The sequence below is a fragment of the Kitasatospora sp. NPDC059146 genome (genome assembly GCF_042786665.1).
In the GTDB taxonomy this organism is placed as follows: Bacteria; Actinomycetota; Actinomycetes; order Streptomycetales; family Streptomycetaceae; genus Kitasatospora.
The window spans coordinates 50,576-66,989 of sequence record NZ_JBHZCY010000007.1 but is presented as its reverse complement, the minus strand read 5'-3'; the positions used below and the strand labels follow the sequence as shown (position 1 = coordinate 66,989).

19 protein-coding genes are annotated in these 16,414 nt (G+C 73.6%); 18 read left to right on the top strand and 1 reads right to left on the bottom strand.

What is annotated here, in order from left to right:
* Window positions 1–141 precede the first annotated feature (141 nt).
* The 9 genes from ACFXPX_RS04735 (at window position 142) to ACFXPX_RS04695 (ending at window position 10,081) form a co-directional block, all read left to right on the top strand.
* The gene (locus ACFXPX_RS04735; RefSeq protein WP_380594426.1) at window positions 142–711 is read left to right on the top strand and encodes a hypothetical protein; all 570 of its coding nucleotides are present in this window, start codon (window positions 142–144) and stop codon (window positions 709–711) included.
* Window positions 712–892: 181 nt separating this feature from the next.
* Entirely contained in the window at window positions 893–1,168 is a 276-nt protein-coding gene (locus tag ACFXPX_RS04730; RefSeq protein WP_380594424.1) for a hypothetical protein, read from the top strand.
* 463 nt (window positions 1,169–1,631) lie between these two features.
* Window positions 1,632–3,116: a DUF2637 domain-containing protein gene (locus ACFXPX_RS04725; protein WP_380594422.1), complete on the top strand. Its 1,485-nt coding sequence runs from the start codon at window positions 1,632–1,634 to the stop codon at window positions 3,114–3,116.
* Between the two features lie 284 nt (window positions 3,117–3,400).
* Complete coding sequence (locus ACFXPX_RS04720; protein ID WP_380594420.1) at window positions 3,401–3,955, top strand: hypothetical protein; 555 nt, start codon at window positions 3,401–3,403, stop codon at window positions 3,953–3,955.
* A 133-nt stretch (window positions 3,956–4,088) separates the two neighbouring features.
* Window positions 4,089–6,269: a hypothetical protein gene (locus tag ACFXPX_RS04715; RefSeq protein WP_380594418.1), complete on the top strand. Its 2,181-nt coding sequence runs from the start codon at window positions 4,089–4,091 to the stop codon at window positions 6,267–6,269.
* A 16-nt stretch (window positions 6,270–6,285) separates the two neighbouring features.
* Complete coding sequence (locus ACFXPX_RS04710) at window positions 6,286–6,660, top strand: hypothetical protein (protein ID WP_380522402.1); 375 nt, start codon at window positions 6,286–6,288, stop codon at window positions 6,658–6,660.
* Between the two features lie 3 nt (window positions 6,661–6,663).
* Window positions 6,664–8,964, top strand: a complete 2,301-nt coding sequence (locus ACFXPX_RS04705; protein WP_380594416.1) for a helicase HerA-like domain-containing protein — start codon at window positions 6,664–6,666, stop codon at window positions 8,962–8,964.
* Between the two features lie 122 nt (window positions 8,965–9,086).
* A complete protein-coding gene (locus ACFXPX_RS04700) occupies window positions 9,087–9,440 on the top strand; it encodes a hypothetical protein (RefSeq protein WP_380594414.1) in 354 nt (117 codons plus the stop codon).
* Window positions 9,441–9,571: 131 nt separating this feature from the next.
* Window positions 9,572–10,081 (top strand): ATP-binding protein, encoded by a 510-nt coding sequence (locus ACFXPX_RS04695; RefSeq protein ID WP_380522399.1) that lies wholly within the window; start codon window positions 9,572–9,574, stop codon window positions 10,079–10,081.
* On the opposite strand, the gene ACFXPX_RS04690 is transcribed toward ACFXPX_RS04695, so the two are convergent.
* Complete coding sequence (locus ACFXPX_RS04690) at window positions 10,078–10,422, bottom strand: hypothetical protein (protein WP_380522398.1); 345 nt, start codon at window positions 10,420–10,422, stop codon at window positions 10,078–10,080. The two genes, ACFXPX_RS04695 and ACFXPX_RS04690, sit on opposite strands and share 4 nt — an antisense overlap.
* A gap of 162 nt (window positions 10,423–10,584) precedes the next feature.
* Between ACFXPX_RS04690 and ACFXPX_RS04685 the strand changes: the two genes are divergently transcribed.
* The 9 genes from ACFXPX_RS04685 to ACFXPX_RS04645 all read left to right on the top strand — a co-directional run bounded on the left by ACFXPX_RS04685 (window position 10,585) and on the right by ACFXPX_RS04645 (window position 16,277).
* Window positions 10,585–11,145 carry a hypothetical protein gene (locus ACFXPX_RS04685; RefSeq protein WP_380594412.1) on the top strand — a complete coding sequence of 187 codons (561 nt, stop codon included), beginning with the start codon at window positions 10,585–10,587 and terminating at the stop codon, window positions 11,143–11,145.
* A 199-nt stretch (window positions 11,146–11,344) separates the two neighbouring features.
* A complete protein-coding gene (locus ACFXPX_RS04680) occupies window positions 11,345–12,001 on the top strand; it encodes a hypothetical protein (RefSeq protein ID WP_380594410.1) in 657 nt (218 codons plus the stop codon).
* A gap of 121 nt (window positions 12,002–12,122) precedes the next feature.
* Entirely contained in the window at window positions 12,123–12,413 is a 291-nt protein-coding gene (locus tag ACFXPX_RS04675) for a hypothetical protein (RefSeq protein ID WP_380594408.1), read from the top strand.
* A 175-nt stretch (window positions 12,414–12,588) separates the two neighbouring features.
* Window positions 12,589–13,050 carry a hypothetical protein gene (locus tag ACFXPX_RS04670; RefSeq protein WP_380594406.1) on the top strand — a complete coding sequence of 154 codons (462 nt, stop codon included), beginning with the start codon at window positions 12,589–12,591 and terminating at the stop codon, window positions 13,048–13,050.
* 73 nt (window positions 13,051–13,123) lie between these two features.
* Complete coding sequence (locus ACFXPX_RS04665; RefSeq protein ID WP_380594404.1) at window positions 13,124–13,495, top strand: hypothetical protein; 372 nt, start codon at window positions 13,124–13,126, stop codon at window positions 13,493–13,495.
* Between the two features lie 124 nt (window positions 13,496–13,619).
* Window positions 13,620–13,874, top strand: a complete 255-nt coding sequence (locus ACFXPX_RS04660; protein ID WP_380594402.1) for a hypothetical protein — start codon at window positions 13,620–13,622, stop codon at window positions 13,872–13,874.
* Window positions 13,875–13,893: 19 nt separating this feature from the next.
* Window positions 13,894–14,628 (top strand): hypothetical protein, encoded by a 735-nt coding sequence (locus tag ACFXPX_RS04655; protein ID WP_380594400.1) that lies wholly within the window; start codon window positions 13,894–13,896, stop codon window positions 14,626–14,628.
* Window positions 14,625–15,488 carry an AAA family ATPase gene (locus ACFXPX_RS04650; RefSeq protein ID WP_380594398.1) on the top strand — a complete coding sequence of 288 codons (864 nt, stop codon included), beginning with the start codon at window positions 14,625–14,627 and terminating at the stop codon, window positions 15,486–15,488. The genes ACFXPX_RS04655 and ACFXPX_RS04650 overlap by 4 nt, the downstream gene beginning before the upstream one ends.
* Window positions 15,489–15,710: 222 nt before the next feature.
* Complete coding sequence (locus ACFXPX_RS04645) at window positions 15,711–16,277, top strand: hypothetical protein (RefSeq protein ID WP_380594396.1); 567 nt, start codon at window positions 15,711–15,713, stop codon at window positions 16,275–16,277.
* The last annotated feature ends 137 nt before the right edge of the window (window positions 16,278–16,414 follow it).

Sequence of the window (16,414 nt, the reverse complement as noted above, 5' to 3'; positions counted from 1 at the left end):
GGGGGCGGCGGCGGTGGCGTTCGGCCTCGCCGTCACCGGCCCCCCCCCCCCCCGCCCCTCCCCCCCCGCCCGCCGCCGCCCCCGACCGGGCGGCGGCGGACGGCACTGGGCCACGCACACCATCAACGAAGGGACCGCACCGTGCTCACCATCACGACTACCGCCAGGATCGACCAGCTGCGCCAGCGGGCCGAGGAAGCCGAGACCGCCCTTGGCGACACCGCCCGCCAGCTGGGGACGGAGCAGGAGGAGCGGGCCGCACGTGACCTGGAACTGCAGGCCGTGCGCGCCGACCTCAACGCCGCACTGGACGCCTCCGGACAGACCCTCGCCAAAGAGGCGATGGCCAGCGCGGCCCGGGCCCGGAGCGCGTGCGACGTCGTGGTGAAGGACGCGAGCGCGCAGCTCGCGGCCCGCAACCGCACCATCGCCGAACTGCGCGCCGAGCTGGAACAGGTGCGCGCGCGGCCGTCGACGGCCGCGCCGGAGCACACCGTGCTCACCTTCCGCACCGCCCTCGGCGGTCTGGTCGCGCTGATCGGCAAGCCCGCGACCGAGTACAGCGACCGCGAGTTCACCTGGCGCTGCCTGGCCTGCGGGGACCGCAGCTTCGACGCCGATTCCTTCGGCGAGCGCAGTCGCAGGCTGGCCAACGCGCACGCCGGACAGTGCCGGGCGGTGCCGGGGGTACTCACCACCGCGCTCGGTTGACTTCTGGCCGGTGCGACCGTCGGTTCCACCCCGGTCGGGAGCAGTAGGCGCTCCGGTGCGGGGCGCAGGTGTCCGGAGTCTCGCCGCGTACCGGCGCCGGGGCCCTGGAGCGCCTGCGCCCGGTCAGGAGCACGGCCCGCCGACTGGGTTCCCCCTTCCCTGTGCACACCTGGAGTTCTCTGTGAGTACGTTCGCCCCGTTTCTCGTGCTGCTGGTGCCCCTCTCGATGGAGCTGATGGTCGCGGTCTCCGCCTTCGCTCTGCACGGCCGCCGGGCCCCTGGCCGCGCCGTGGGCCGCCGGGCCGCTGCGGGAGCACGTCACCGCGGTGTCACCGGCGATGCGCGGGTGCGGGTACGGGTCCTGGAGTCGGACGGCGGGTCCGGGCCCGCCGCCGGCCCGGCGGACACCACACTCGCGCTCCGCTCGGCGCCGGTCGTCCTCCCCGGCGCGCGCTGAGATCCGGCCAGCGGTCGTTCCGGGCACCGCCGCCCTGCGAGGGCCGCAGCTTCGGAACCCACGGTCACCCGTTTCGGGCCCGGCCCGGTCGGCTGCGGCATCACGTTGCCGACCGGGCCCCACAGCCGCACAACCTCGATCCCCACCCAACCCGCCGACGGCCGCTTCGCCACCCACCGCACCCCACTTCGGGGCCGCGCCCCCCGGTTTCGGGAGCAGCGGCCCCCGTTTCGGGAGCAGCCGTCACCGTTTCGACCACGTCTATCCGGAGGCCTCCGTGACGACCATCGACCTGTCCCCGACGCCGGTTCCGCGCCGCCCGGAGGGCACCGTTCCGCGTCCCGTTTCGGCACCGGCCGCGCCGGTTTCGGCACCGCAGGCCACCCTTGCGAAGACACCCGCGAAGGCTTCGTCCGCGCCCCGGGAGGCTTCGGACGCGCCTCGCAAGAAGCCGAACTGGCTCATGCTCGGCCTCTCGCTGGTGGCCGTCCTCGGCGGCGTCACCGTCGGCGGCATCGGCTTCGCGATGTCCTACGACACCCTCGCCCGGGTCGCCCTCGGCTGGGGGTTCAGCGAGGGCCTCGCGCCCCTGTTCCCGGTCGGCGTCGACGCCAGCATCGTCGCGTTCCTCGCCCTGGACCTCTACATGATCCGCAAGGGCACACCCTGGCCGATGCTGCGCCTGGCCGCGCACGCCATGACCGGCGCGACGATCTGGTTCAACGCCTCGTCACAGGGGTCCATCAGGGCGGATCCGGTGCGGGCGGCCTCCCACGGCGTCATGCCGATCCTGTTCGTACTCGGCGTCGAGGCCGCGCGGCGGCTGATCGTCCACAAGGCGAAGCTGGAGGCCGGCACCGTCACCGACACGGTGCCGTTGAAGCGCTGGCTGCTCTCCCCGGTCAAGACGCCGATCATGTTCCGGCGGATGCACCTGGCCGGAGTCACCTCCTACCCGGAGATGGTCCGCCGGGAGCAGGACCTGCTCGCCTACGAGCTCTGGCTCAAGCGCAAGTACGACGGCGACCTCTCCAAGGCCACGGACGACGAGCGGCTGCCGCTCAGGATGGCCGCCCGCGGGTTCACCGTCGACCAGGCGCTGGCCATGCCGGACGACCAGGAACGCGAGGCGGAGCGGCGAGCGGAGGAGGCCGAGCAGCGCCAGCGCGAGGCCCGGACGCGCCGCGACGTTGCGGAGAAGGAGGCCGAGGCCCAGCGGGTGCTCGCCAACGGCCGGCTGGACCAGGTGCGGGCGAGGGTCGACGGGGAGACCGCGTCCGTGCGTGCCCACGCCCAGGCCCAGATCACGGCGGCCGAGAAGGCCGCCCAGCTCGAACAGGCGGCGCTGGAGAGCGCGGACGTGGCTGAGGCCCGCGCGCGGGAGGCCGAGGCCGAGGCGCGGACGGCCGCGCAGAACAAGGTCAAGGCGCAGGCCGACCTGGAGGCCGCCGGACTGGAGAAGGAGGCCGCCGAGGTGCGCCGCGGCATCGAGGAGGCCGACCGGATCGCGAAGGCGAACGCCGACAAGGCCGCCGCAGACATCGCCAAGACCGCCGCCGAAGCCCGCGACGCCGCTGCCGAACTCGACCGTGAGGCGGCCGTGAAGAAGCAGGCGCAGGCGCGCGCACTGGCCGAGACCGAGCTGGCCGAGGCCACCGCCGCCGAAGCCCGGCTGGCCGCCGCCGAAGCCCGCGAGGCCGCCGCCGAAGTCGAGCGACGCGCACTCGAAGCGGAGGAGGCCAACAAGCTCAAGCCGCGCGAGCGGGCGGTGCGCCGGGTCGCCCGGATGATCCTCACCAGGGCCGAGGGGGAGAAGCTCCCGCTCCAGGCCATCCAGGACGAGTTCGGCCTCCAGTCGCCCAGCACCGCGTCCGAGTACCGCACCGAGGCCGTCGACCTGATCCGCAACGGCTACACGGCCGACGGCGGCCTCCAGCAGCACGGCTGAGCGGCGGCGGCAGTCCGAGCCCGCCCACAGCCGACCCCGGTCATCGGCCTCCCCCCGATGACCGGGAGCGCCGTGGTCTGCGCCGTCGTCCCGCCGATCGTCCGTCACCACGGCGAGCACGGACCCGGCCGCCGCGGGTACCACCCGCGGCGGCCCACCGGCCCCTTCGCCGCCCCTGACTGTCGGACCTCTCGGTCGGTCCTCACCCGCACTCGCCCGGGTGAGGGCCTTCCAAGGCGCCCGGCGCCGAGCACTACCCGTTTCCCCGTTGAAGGAGCGCTGCCATGACCAACGAGACGGCCTACAACGATGCCGCGTACAACATCTCCTCCGTGCCGTCGTGGAAGTCCCCGCCCCAGCACGGCGCCTACGCCCCCAACGCCCGCCTGACCCCGTGGGGGAAGGCGGGCCTGGCCGCCGGTGCGGTGGTCCTCGCCGCGTCGGGCGTCGTCGGCTGGTCGTACTACGCCTCCACCCAGGCGCAGGCCGACGCGCAGAAGGCCCAGATCGCCCTGGACCAGAGCAGGGTCGACCTGCAGCGCCAGCAGCTGGCCGCGGATCTGGCGAAGTCCGTCGAGCAGGAGACACCCGCCCAGACGGCCCGCCGCCAGGCCGTGCAGGCCTGCGTGGAGAAGGCCGCCGGCTCCTACAACGCGATCACCGAATGCGGCAAGGCGTTCCCGGCCGACGCCGCGCCCGGCATGGTCAACACCGCTCAGAAGGTGACGGCCGACGGGGGCGACTCCTCCGACGTCCCCGTGCCCGGACTGGTCGTCCTGGGCGGCGTCGGGATCCTGCTCGTCGGCGGCTGGGTGAAGAAGCGCATCCCCCGAACCTGACAGTCCGTAACCTCCTCCCTCCCTCCTCCCACCCCACGAGAATGCTTCCTCCAGCCGCCCAGGCGCGCGGGAGGAGGCGTCCGCCGGCCGGGTGGGAGGAGGGAGGGAGGTCACAATCAGTGAGGAGAGAACGGTGACCGCGCCCCCCGCCATGAACGTGCCGCCGCCGCCCCCGCACCCGCCGGCGGTGCCCGCCACACCCGTCGCACCGCCCGCGCCGGACACCGCCGGGACGCCGGAGCAGGCCGCCCCCACCGCGGCGCCCGGTGACACCGGCGAGGAGCGCAGCACCCTCGCCGCGCTTCTCGCCCCGGTGCAGCCCGCACGTCCCGTCCTGGGATCGACCGCCGACCTCGCCGGTGACGACCGCGATGACGAGCGCGGTGCCTCCCCGGGCAAGGACGGCAAGAACGCCGCCGGCGCGGCCGCCGCGGCCGGCGCGGGGGAGGGCCCGGTGGCGGCGCTGATCCGGGCGGTCGCCGCCCGGCTCGCCCGCACCGGCACGGCCACCACCGTCAAACGCCAGCACACCGTCAGCGAGAACCGGGTCACCGGGAACTCCGGCAACACCACGAGCACCAACAAGACCGACCGGCTGGCCAAGAACGACCGGTCGGGGCACCACCGCTCCCAGCGCGACGCCAAGGTCGCCGACCTCAATACCAAGAACCAGCAGCACCAGGGCCGCAACCACCAGGACGTCAAGCGGTCCCAGGACCGCAAGGACCACGGCAACCGCGACCAGCGGCGCACCGACGCCTCCGACACCAGGAACGGTGACACCAGGGCGTCCAAGCAGGACAACGGCTCCAAGAGCAGCAGGGACCACCGCAGCTCCACCGACTCCAAGAACTCCGACACGTCGAGGAGCGACAACGGCTCGAAGCCCGGTGCGCAGAACCGCGGCCCGAACCGCTCCCAGGGCGGGTCCGGAACGCGACGCGGCGGGTCCGGAACCAACGGCGGCGGGTCCGAAACGCGCGGCGGCGGCTCCGGAGACGGCAGCCGAGGCCCCGCGCGCGACCACGGCGGCACCCGGACCACGAAGGGCGGGCGACCCGGCGCAAGCGGTGCGGGCGCGACCAGGGAGCCCGGCCCCGCCACCACCGGCGGCGGGTCCGAAACGCGCAGCGACGGCCCCGAAACCACCACCCGGGGCAGCGAACGCGCCAACCGCGGGCGCGGACCGGGGGCAGCCGAGCCCGGAGCCGGCGACCCCGGCCCGGCCGCCCTGACCGAAACCGGCGGCGACAAGCCGTCCTGGTTGAAGAAGGTCAAGGGCTACGTCACCGGACCCTTCCGGAACGAGAGGCGCAAGGACGAGCCGGTCAACACCGTGCCCGCACCGGCCGACCCGCCCTCGGCAGGCATCGACGACAAGGGGCTGGACACCAAGTGGGGCCAGAACAAGCCCCGTGACGAGAAGAACACCGGCACCCCGACGCAGCCCGGCCCCACCGAAACCGGAGCACCGGCCCCCGAAACGGCGCCGTCCGACTCCGGAACCGGCACCGACACCGGGAAGGCCGGCACCAAGGCCAGCACCCTGCTCAAGAACGACGCCGACGAGCAGAACGGCACGGCCGCCCGGCACCGCCCCGCCGCGCCCGAAACCCCGGACCACGCCCCCGCCCGGCCGCCCGCCCCGGGCGGCCCCCACCCGAAGGGCCCGGAGAGGAGCACCCCGAGCGTGAAGACCCAAGACCGACCGGAGATGGAGCAGGTCAGCGGATCCACCGCGGACCTCCGCAAGCCCGCCGAGGGCGGCACGCCGCGGCAGGTCCCCACCGCGCAGCGCGAGCCGTACGCCCCGAACCTCGGGAAGGCGCCCTACCGGGAGAAGGCTCCCGCCGCGGCCGTGGAGGTCGAGCCCCCCACCAAGACCCACGTCAGCTTCAAGCCGCAGGACCCCACGGACCTCAAGAACTACCGGCTCCGCCGGGGCGAGGTCCGTTCGCTGTTCCAGTTCGAGAAGGCCCTGGAGGAGAAGGTCACCGTCCTCGCGCGCATCGCCGAGGACGCCAAGGTCGCCCTGGACCACGCGGCCAAGCACGCGAAACTCGCCCAGCAGTACGCCGAGCAGGCCAAAAGCGTCAAGGGCGGTATCGCTCTGGTCAACAAGCTCGTCCGGCTGGCCGAGCAGGCGGAGGGCCTGCGCACGCGGGCGCAGGCGGCCAGATCGATGGCCCTCAACTCGGCAGAGGGCGTGAAGACCCTGGCCGCCAACGCTCGGACGCGCCACGGCGGTATCTACCGAGCCGTCGTCGACAGCCCGCTCACCGCTCCCGCCGAGCGCCAGTTCTACCGCAGCTGAACAGGAGAAGAACGCCATGACCACCGACACCACCCTGCGCCAGCTGCGGCGCGACGTCCAGACACTGGCCCGCTCCCTGCGCAGCGACCTCAACGCCTTCCGCGGCCTGGCACGGGTGCAGGACGACGAGGCCAGGGCGACGGGGCGGACCGCGGAACAGATCGCGGCCATGAAGGTGGACCAGGCCACCGTGGCCGAGACGCGCGAGGTGGCCCGGGCCATGGCCGGCCTGTCCCAGGCCGCGATCGCGCTCGCCGCCGCCACCGAGACCACCGCCCAGGCCGCGGCCGCCACCGACGAGCAGGCCCGTTCCGATCACGACGGCATCCAGCAGGCCCGCGACCGGTCCCCGGTCGAGATGGCCGACCGTGACTGGTACCGGCAGGAGTAGACGATGACCACCGACGACACCGCACCGGCCCGGGCCGAGCTCGATCCGGCCTCCGAGCGGCGCTTCGCCCTCGCGCAGGTGGCCGCACCGATCGCCGCCGCCATCACCATGCCGTTCCTGGACCCGCAGGCGGCCCTCACCATGACCACGTTCCTGGCCGCGCCCGCCCTGGTGGCCGGCCTGAACGCGGCCGGGCGCCTGCCCGAGGCCGTACTGGACGCCGTACCCGGCGGTGACATCCTGCGCGCCCACCGCGTCCCGTTCCTCGTCTCCTCGGTCGCCACCGTCACCGCGGCAGCCACCGCCACCCTGCAAGGCCCCACCGGCATCGACGCCCTGGTGGCGGGCTTCATGACGATGCCTTCGCTGGCCGGCCTGGTCTCCACCGTCTGGTGGAGCAGCGTCGGCTTCGTCGGCTACTCCCTGCGGGCGGTCCTGGGCAGCAGCCGGCGCCGCAGGGCGAGGGCGGCCAAGCCGCAGGACCCGCGGACGCCCAGGCCCGCCCGGGACGCCGCGGTCGACAAGATCCTCCAGCTGTGGGACGCCCACGTCTCCGGCGAGTACGGCGCCCACACCGGGCAGCACCTGGTCCTGACGGGGCTGGGTGACACCGCCTGGGAGGGTGTCGTCCAGGCCCCGCCGGGCCGCCCGGTGACGGTGACGGCCGACACCGTCTCCGGCGTCTACCACGTCCCCGCCCAATGGATCTCCATCACCGAGGGCCCGCACGCCAGCTCCAAGCGGATCCTCGTGCGCCTGACCGCCCCCTCCGAGGAGGAGGACCGCCACGGCGAGCTGGAGGCCCGCTGGCTCAAGCACGTCGCCCACAGCGGCGGCTGTATGCCCGGAACCCACCTGGAAGGAGTCATCCCCGACCCCGGGACCGGCGGCGAGGCCGCCTGGATCGTCGCGGACGAGGACACCGACGCGATCTCGATGCCGGACCCCGTCCGTATCGCCGGAGCCCTGCGCAAGACCACCCTGCTCGTCAGCGTCGAACCCACCGACGACCCCCGCAGGGCGATCCTGCGCGTCATGGACCGCTCGCCGCTGGAGGACGGCAAGCCCCTGCCCGGCCCCAAGACGCTGATGGCCAACGACAACGGCTACGTGGAACTGGGCAGCGGCGTGTCCGGGCGCCCCGCCCGGGTCCAGCTCTACGACCCGGCCGGAGGCGCCCGCCACGTCCTGGTCGCCGGCGTCACCGGCTCCGGCAAGGGCGGCGCACTCCAGCTCATCGCCCTCAGCTACCACGTCAACGGCGTCGCGATCATCTACGCGGACCCCAAGGGCAGCAGCAATCCCGACGTCGAGGACATGGCCGCGTACGCCGGCTGCGGCCTCGACGAGGCCATGGGCGCGCTGCGCGTGGCCTACGCGATCCTGCGGCACCGGATCCGGGAGAGCCAGCGCCTGCGGGCGAAGAACTTCAAGCCCACCCGCGACCGCCCCTACATCGCGGTGATCCTGGACGAGTACGCCCAGCTCCTCGGGGACAAGAGCCCCTACCGGGCGGAGGCGGCCAGGATCGTCGCGGCACTCGCCGAACAGGGCCGCTCCCTCGGCATCTCCCTGGTCCTGTGCGGTCAGATCCTCAACCTGGACAAGATGGGCGGGGACACGGCGATCCGCGACAACGTCTTCCACGGCGGGGCGCTGATCCTCCTGCGCAGCGACAGCGCCCAGAAGCACCGCGTCGACCTGCCCGACGCCTTCGACGGCGCCGACCCGTCGAAGATCCCCGCGTTCTGGCGCAGCACCAACGACTCGCTCATCTACGACCCGACCGTCCCCGCCGACGACCCCCGCCGCACCTTCGGCCTCGGGTACATCGTCGGCCCGGACGAGCGGGCGGAACTGACGCGCCTGTGGATCCTGGAGTCGGCGGCCGGCCTGTTCGATCCCGAGCAGATCGCGGTCCCGCTCGACTTCCCGGACTGGGACGACCGCTTCGAGATCGCCACCGCCTCGATCGACGGCGCGGACAGCGAAGGCGACGACGAAGACGGCAGCGGCGGATGGCAGCCCGCCTCCGTCACCTACGCCGCCACCCGCGAGCCCACAGCCGAGGAGAAGATCCTCGCCGTACTGGCCAGCTACCGCGACCCGATGCACCTGGAGGTCGGCTACCTCCACATCGACACCATCACCTCCATGGCCCAGGTCGCCGGCAAGACCGTCGCCAACCGCCTCACCGAGCTCGTCAAGTCCGGTGCGGTCGTCCGCAACCCGGACGAGAAGGGCGAGTACGGCCTGCCCCTGCCGAAGAACGCCGACGACGCGAGCAACCTCGTCCCGGCCTAGCCAGCGCTCTGTTGCGCCACCCAACCGAACACAGCCATCCCACCCCGGGCCCCGTCCCCGTCCCGAGCCTCAGGCCAGCAGGCGCGGACGGGGCCCCCACCCTGCGGAAAGGCAGCCCCGACATGACCAACCACCTGATCACCGACTCCTCCGGATCCGGCCTGACAACCGCTCTCGCCGAACTCGCCACCCACCGCCAGGCCCTCCCCGTCGCCCATCTGGAGGCCACCTCGTACGTGGCCGCCGGCGCCGCGTACCTGACCCGCGACGGCGACGGCCCGGCCCACCTGGTCGAGGCCGCGAAGGAAGAGACGAAGCGCCTGGCCGAGCAGGCCGCCGCCGAGCAGAAGATCAACGCCTGCTCCGACCTCGCCGACGACAAGACCCAGGTGCGCCGCAGCGCCGCCGAGTACGGCCTGCCGCTGCTCCAGAACGCCGACCAGGACAGCCTGCCGGAGCCCGCCGAAAGCCTCTGACCCTGGCCGGCCCACCCACCCCACACCGCGTCCGCCGCCCGCCCCGCGACCCCTGGCCGGGCGGGCGGACCGCTTCCCGCACCAACCCGACCGCCCCGGCGGTCACCACGCCCACCGAGAGGAACCACCGCATGTCCACGCACCTGATCGTCGGCCCCACCGGCTCCGGCAAGTCCCGCCACCTCCAGGAGCTGATCACCCAGCCCGCCACCGGCCCCGCGACCACCACCTGGGCCATCACCCCCCGCAGCGAACTGGCCGCCGCCGACCGCCGCGCCACCCCCGACGGTGCCGAGCAGATGCTCGACCACGCCCTCACCATCGTCGACCAGCGCAACGCCCGTCTGCGCGACGCCCGCCAGCGCGCCCACCAGCCCACCCAGGCCGAACCCCGCGTCCGCCTGCTCATCGACGAGGCCGAACACCTCCTGCGCCGCGAGACCACCGCCGAGCAGTTGTACCGCCTGGTCACCACCGGCCGCCCCGCCGCCGTCGAGACCGTCATCGCCGTCGCCGACCTGCGCCTGAGCACGTGGCCGTACGGGCTGCGCGACCACTGCCTCGCCGGCACCGTCACCCTCCTCCGAGGCGCCCGCACCGTGCCCGGCCACCAGGCGCTGGCCGACGTCCCCCAGGACTAACCGGCAACATTCAGCTCTCCCTGATCTGACCGGCACACCCTGCTGCGCGCCGCCGCCTGCTGGACCTGCTCGACCTGCCCGGCCTGTTCAACCTGCGCCCGGCCCACTCCTCCCCGACTGCGCTGGCAGAGGCCCTGGAGGCCCGCCGGGCCAAGGCCCGCAACCGTCGGGCCTCCCTGGCCGACGCCGGGCACTGGAGGCTCCAGCGCCCCGTCGCCTTCCAGCCCGGCCTGGTCGAGGCCGTCACCACGGCGGCCGACACCACCGCGCACCTCTACGCCCTCGCCGAAGCCGCACGGGCGCACCTGGACCTCACCCGGGCCGACGAACTGCGCCTGCACGAGCTGCTGCTGGAGGCCGCGCAGGCCGGTGACGACCTGGAGCGCCGACTGGCGGCCGCCGCCGCGTACGCCACCGGCCCGAGCACGGTCTGACGCAACACCCGCACCCGGCCAGACCCGGCCGGCACCCACCCGCACCACCAACCGAAGGGACTGACGACCATGCAGGACACCACCACCAAGCTGCCCGACTGGTACGGCCTCGCCGAGGAGACCTACCGGGCACGGCTCCAGGACGAGCAGACCAGCACCTACCAGACGGTGAAGTGGCAGGTCGACGCCATCAACGATCACCTCCACAGGCTCGGGATCACGCCGATCCGCCAGGCCCAGGTCGGCCAGGGCCTGGTCCTCAAGCCCGCCCTGCTCCTGGAGCCCGACTACGACGAAGGCCTGTACGAGGTGTCCGCGACCTGGGACACCACCTCGGGCCACGTGGCCGTCGCCGTGCGGGGCGCCGAGGACCGCCCCTCCAGTGCTCCCCGCGTCGGCAGGGCCCTCTCCGGCATCGGCGACGTGGCCGAGGCCCGGTGCTGCGGCGTGCCCGCGCCCAAGCCCGAGCCGCTGAACCTGCGTGCCATCGCGCTCGGCGCCCTCACCAACCCGGTGAACCCTGACCACATCTCGCCCGAGGCCCACGCCATCGTCGAGCAGCTCGCCGGTCTGACCGCCGCGGTGCTGTACGCCGCCGACACCGTCAGCCGATCCGTCTCCCGGCCCTGACCGGCGCCGGGTGATCACGCTGCCCGCCGCGCAGCACCCGCCTCCCGGCCCGCCAGGCCGGACAAGGGCGCAGCGCGGCGAGCGGCGCGGCCACCCGGACCGACTCCGACCGGCCTGGCCGTCGACTCCGCTCTCGATACGGCACGGCGCCCCGCCGAACGCAGACACCGAAGCTCACCACCTACGAGGAGACCAGCAGATGCAGCCCTGGAACCGGGACGACCACCAGATCGCCCAGGCCGAACGCGCCATCCTGACCTTCACCGGCGGCCGGACGCTGATCCTTGCCGACTGGCAGATCACCGAGAACGCCCCGAACCCGGACGGCCGCGTCTACGCCGAGCTGCGCGGCTGGGCCGCCAACACGGGCGGCGCCGGCACCGCCCAGGACCCATGCACCATGCCCGTCGAGTCGGGCCGGGCGCAGCTGGTGCTCGCCGAGCTGCGCGGCCGCGAGCCGCTGCGCGACCTCGCCGTCCATGTCGGCGTCGGCTACCCCGGCAAGCCGTTCCCGAACACCTGGGACCACCCCGGCGCGCTGGCCACCGTCTCCTGGATGGCCCGCAGGGTCGACGAGAACGGCCGCCAGGTCCCGGAGACCGAGATCGGCTCCACCCGGTGGACCGACCCCGGCACCGGCCGCGAGTTCGACCTCGAAGCCGCCTTCCTCCTGGACGGCGAACCGACGGGCAGCATCACCTGGCGCTACGACGACCGGTGGCAGGGCGGCGTGCCGGTGCTGCACCCCTTCTGGGGTGACGACCGCACCCCGGCGTTCGGCGATCGCCTCCTGATCACCGACCGCCGACTGGTTCCGGCGACCGGGACGCCCTCTGGCTCGTCCGCCGCCCACTAACCCCGCCAGCTGGGCAGCAACCGCGCAACGCGGTCCGGCCGACGGCGGACGGCCGGACCGCCCCGCCACCGACCGAACTGGGGCGGGAACACCTCCCGCTCCACCAGAAGGGACGACGACCATGGGCATCTACTGGGGCGACCACGTCGGACACGCCAGTTGCCTGACCACCCAGAACCTCGCCGAGCAGTTGCGGCTCGCGGACATCGGTGGCTCCGCCACGATCCAGACGTTCCTCACGGCCCTCGACGGCAATTTCCACGGAGCCCTGACCTTCACCCGGGCCCAGGCGGAGGAGATCCGGGACGCCCTCAACGAGGCCGCCGGCCGGATCAGCCCCACCGACTGGCAACACCTGGCCGTTGAGCTTGCATACGACGCCGCCGCAGCCGGTGGCTGGACCGTCGAATGACACCCCTGGCGCCTCGCGCGCCGTACGCACCCTCCGGCCTTAGCGCGACCGGACGGTGGCACGCCACCCCCGACCGCCTGCCCCGCCGCCCCTCGGCGGCTCGACGCTCCTGATGGAGAGGACCCCATGTCCGCACAGACCCAGCAGTCCCGCCCCCCTGGGCAAGACGCTCCCGATGGAGTTGTTCCGCAGCTGGCGCCGCCGCCGCGCGCGGCGCCGTGAGAACGACGCCCTCGCCCACACCGTCACCTACCGAGCCGACGGCACGTACCGGCCGGAGGGTGTGTTCCACTGCACGGCCTCCCGCTGGCTGGCGATCGCGGCGGCGAACGGCGGCGACTACGGCATCATCGGCAAGATCTGCGAGCCGGACGGCACGCCCATCCCGGCCTACGCGCCCAAGCCGGTCCTGCTCAAGACGCTGCGCCACCGCGCCGCCGCGGGTGCGCGCGTGCAGGTCGAACTCGGTCCCGCCGAGATGGGCACCCTCGTGGACCTTGCCCACGACGTCGGCGACGAACAGCTCCTCGACGCGCTGCGGGGCGCCGTGGCCCGCAACGCCTTTCCGCTGCACATCAACCTCGACGAGCCGCCGCCGAACCCCCCGGCGCCCGAGGCCGGCCCCGAGTCCGGGTGAACACCCGCCAGCCCCGCCCCCGCCCAGGCGCGACCGGCGACAGCCTGCCGCACCAGACCCCGTGGAGAACCCGATGACCGCGATCAGCACGCCCACCGAGCCCGCCCAGGACAGGTACCCGCCGCCACCGGACGAACCGCACCAGCCGGACTGCCCCGGGGGCTGCGACGGGACCGGGGTGCACCTGGTGACGATGACCTGGGACGACCAGGGCGACGGGATCTTCGTACCGGTCCACCAGGAGCACGTCGACTGCTCGGCCGGCCAGGATCAGGAGCCCCACCCCGAGGACTGCGCCGAGTGCGACGGCACCGGGTTCTCCTACGAACACGGCTACCGACACCTCTGCCAGCGCAACCAGGCGCCGGGCCGGCCCCCCTTCTGGGACGACATCGCCGACGACGAGGGGCCGTCCTACCCGGCCGCGGACGACCACCCGTTCTGAGGCAACCACCCACCAGCCCCCCACCGCCGGGCCCGGCAGTCCATCCGGGCCCGGCCCCGCACCGCCGGGCACGCCCTGGCCGGGCAGCTCAGGCGACAGCGACACACCCGCCTGGAGACCCCCTTTGCCGCACGACCCGATCCACGACAGCACCGCCGACCTCGACTACGCCGGCACCGGGCTCAACCTCGCCGACTCCCTGCTGCGCCGCTCCCTGGCCTGGGCGCCGCCGCACGACCGCCTCGACCCCGATCAGAGCGCCGCCGACTACCGCGCGCTCCTGCACCTGGACCAGCTGCTGTGGCCGCCGGCCAGCCGCAGGGGTGCCGAGCCCCGCCGCCTCTCGACCAGTACCGACCCGGGCCCGAGCGCCCACTGACGAACGGAGGACCACCGCCGTGAACCCCATCACCCGCCCCGCCGCCGCCCCTGATGCGCACGGGGACGACGTGCACACCTACTTCGGCCTCTCGTACGCCGGCCACCTCGTCCTGAACCGCTCCCTCCTCCAGTCCATGCCTCCCGGGTGGCAGCGGATGTTCGTTCTGCTCATGCGTCAGCTCAACGACGCCTTCGACCATGTGCCCCAGCCCGAGGCGTACATCGTCACCGCCGCCACCGAGCACATCGTCCGCGAGCTCAGCGACGCCGACCTGGCCGCCGTCGGCATCACCCGGGACTGGTACGGCGGCCTGACCGAGCCCCAGGAGCTGCACGCCGAGGCGCTGGCGGCCTGGCAGGACGAGCACCGGTTGGACGAGCCGGTCTACTCCGACGGCCGCAGCGAACTCGACCCCGACGGGCTGGTCCAGCTGCCCGTCGCCGACCCGCTGCCCCACTACAACCGCGGCCGCACCCGCGTTCCCCGGACCATCCCCGAGCCGCTGCCGGACGGCGCCGAGCTGTTCGATGCCTACCAGCACCTGGCGAAGGCGACCAGCGGCCTCGCCACCGCGAGCACCGACCTCGACGGCCACCTCGTCCAGGGCCTCAAGCCCGGGGCCGTCGCCGACGTGCTGGAACTCGCGCTGGCGGTAGCCGCCGCCGGCCTGCCGCTGGAGGGCACCGACTACCCGCGCGCCTACGCCACCACCCGCCCCACCCCGGCTGCCCGTACGCAGGCGCAGCGGTGAGCCCCGCGGCGACGGCCACGGCGCGCACGCTCACCGAGTTCGGCCTGCCCGATCCGGTCCTGGTCCTGACCATCGGCTGCTCGGGGTCGGGCAAGTCCACTCTGGTCCGGGCCTTCGCCCGCGACGACGTGCTCAGCGCCGACGCGCTGAGGGGCCTGCTCACCGGCAGCCGGGCCGACCAGAGCGTGAACAGCGACGCCTGGGCACTCCTGCACCTGGTGCTGGAGCAGCGGATGATCCTGCGGCGCAGCACCGTCGTTGACGCGACGAGCGCGACCGCAGCCGATCGTGCCGAGCTGGTGCGCCTCGCGGGGGAGTGCGGCGTGCCGGTGGCGGCGATCGTGGCCGACACCGCCTTGCCGGTGGCGCTGGCGCGCAACGCGCTGCGGGACGGCGCGCTGCGGGTTCCGGACGATGTCGTCCGCGAGCAGTTCGAGCAGATCGCCAGGAGCCTGCCCGGCCTGTCGGCGGAGGGGATCGAGTACGTCCGCCCCGTCAGCTCGCTGCCGCTGCTGACCACCCTGCTGCGCCGCCGGGCCGAACGGGACGCCGGGGTCGAGGCCTTGGCGCGCGAGGCCCGCGCGGTGTTCGGCGCCGGCCTGGCCGCGCTGATCACGTGGGACGGGCCCGGCAGCGACGGCGCGGTGCACGGCCTGCTGGCCGCCGGGACGGAGTCGCTGGAGCTGCGGTACCGGGGCGGCGGCGACGCGGGCCAGGACGGGTTCCAGACGATCGCGGTGTGCGAGACGGGCTGCTCGGGCCCGGCCTGGGTCAACGTCCGCAGTGCCGCCGACCTGCTCGACGTCGCGGCGGGCTGGTTCGGCGACGAGGCCCTGTGCGACGCCTGCCACGGCACCTGACCAGCGGTGGGGCGCCCATCAAGGTGCACACCTTGATGGCCGGGCCGGGCTCCCCAATTGGGGAGCCCGGCCCGGCGAACCAACCTGTTACCACTTCGTGACCTTGATGGGTGGTCGGCATCAAGAGGTCCGTCAAGGAATGCGCGGTTCACTGCCGCACCCGAAGCCGGGCCGCCCGGCCGGCGCCCGCGAACACCACCCCGACACCGAAGGGCCACGCCCGTGACCGCCTCCACCGAGCCCTACGTCACCCTGCCCGTCGACACCACCGACGACCCCGGGACGATCGCCGCCACCGTCGCCGCGATGGCCGCGTGCAGCGCCGCCTTCGACGTCGTCACCGGCGACCGACGCATCCGCTACCGCCCCGAGGAAGACCTCCTGGCCGACGCCCTGGCCCTCGCCGCCGTCCGCGACGCCTACCCGGACAACCCCTCCGTGCCGCGCCTGCTCCGCGACGCCCGCCTCATGTACCACCAGCGGATGCTCGACGACCAAGCCGACCGCCGCCACCCCGGCATCGTCGACCCCGGGCGCAAGCGCGCGAACCGGACCGAGGAGTTGCTCCTGGAGGCGGTCGTCCTCGACATCGTGTCCCTCCAGTGCGCAGCCGACATCCACAGCCCCACCGAATCCGCCCACCTCGCCAACCAGCTGCGCAGGCTGCTGAACCTGACCCTGCTCGACCACTTCGAGGTCCGCGCGTGGCTGCGGGGCGCCTACGCCGACTGGCTCCGCAACGGCCCCCACCGATTCGAATGCCCCGGCGGCTGCTTCGGCTCCGGTTAGGTCTACATCTGGTACATGTCTCACAAGCCCCTGAGCTGGGCCTATGGGTGGGCTGGAGTCCCGTTAGCGTTCGTGTGTCCTATTTGTCTCACCGAATGCTGCAATGGATCACTTCTTCACTTCAAGCGACCGGGTCC

Coding starts and splice junctions, on each gene's coding strand:
- ACFXPX_RS04725 (WP_380594422.1), top strand. CDS start 1,632: ATGCTCGGCCTCTCGCTGGTGGCCGTCCTCGGCGGCGTCACCGTCGGC.
- ACFXPX_RS04720 (WP_380594420.1), top strand. CDS start 3,401: ATGACCAACGAGACGGCCTACAACGATGCCGCGTACAACATCTCCTCC.
- ACFXPX_RS04710 (WP_380522402.1), top strand. CDS start 6,286: ATGACCACCGACACCACCCTGCGCCAGCTGCGGCGCGACGTCCAGACA.
- ACFXPX_RS04705 (WP_380594416.1), top strand. CDS start 6,664: ATGACCACCGACGACACCGCACCGGCCCGGGCCGAGCTCGATCCGGCC.
- ACFXPX_RS04700 (WP_380594414.1), top strand. CDS start 9,087: ATGACCAACCACCTGATCACCGACTCCTCCGGATCCGGCCTGACAACC.
- ACFXPX_RS04695 (WP_380522399.1), top strand. CDS start 9,572: ATGTCCACGCACCTGATCGTCGGCCCCACCGGCTCCGGCAAGTCCCGC.
- ACFXPX_RS04685 (WP_380594412.1), top strand. CDS start 10,585: ATGCAGGACACCACCACCAAGCTGCCCGACTGGTACGGCCTCGCCGAG.
- ACFXPX_RS04680 (WP_380594410.1), top strand. CDS start 11,345: ATGCAGCCCTGGAACCGGGACGACCACCAGATCGCCCAGGCCGAACGC.
- ACFXPX_RS04675 (WP_380594408.1), top strand. CDS start 12,123: ATGGGCATCTACTGGGGCGACCACGTCGGACACGCCAGTTGCCTGACC.
- ACFXPX_RS04670 (WP_380594406.1), top strand. CDS start 12,589: ATGGAGTTGTTCCGCAGCTGGCGCCGCCGCCGCGCGCGGCGCCGTGAG.
- ACFXPX_RS04665 (WP_380594404.1), top strand. CDS start 13,124: ATGACCGCGATCAGCACGCCCACCGAGCCCGCCCAGGACAGGTACCCG.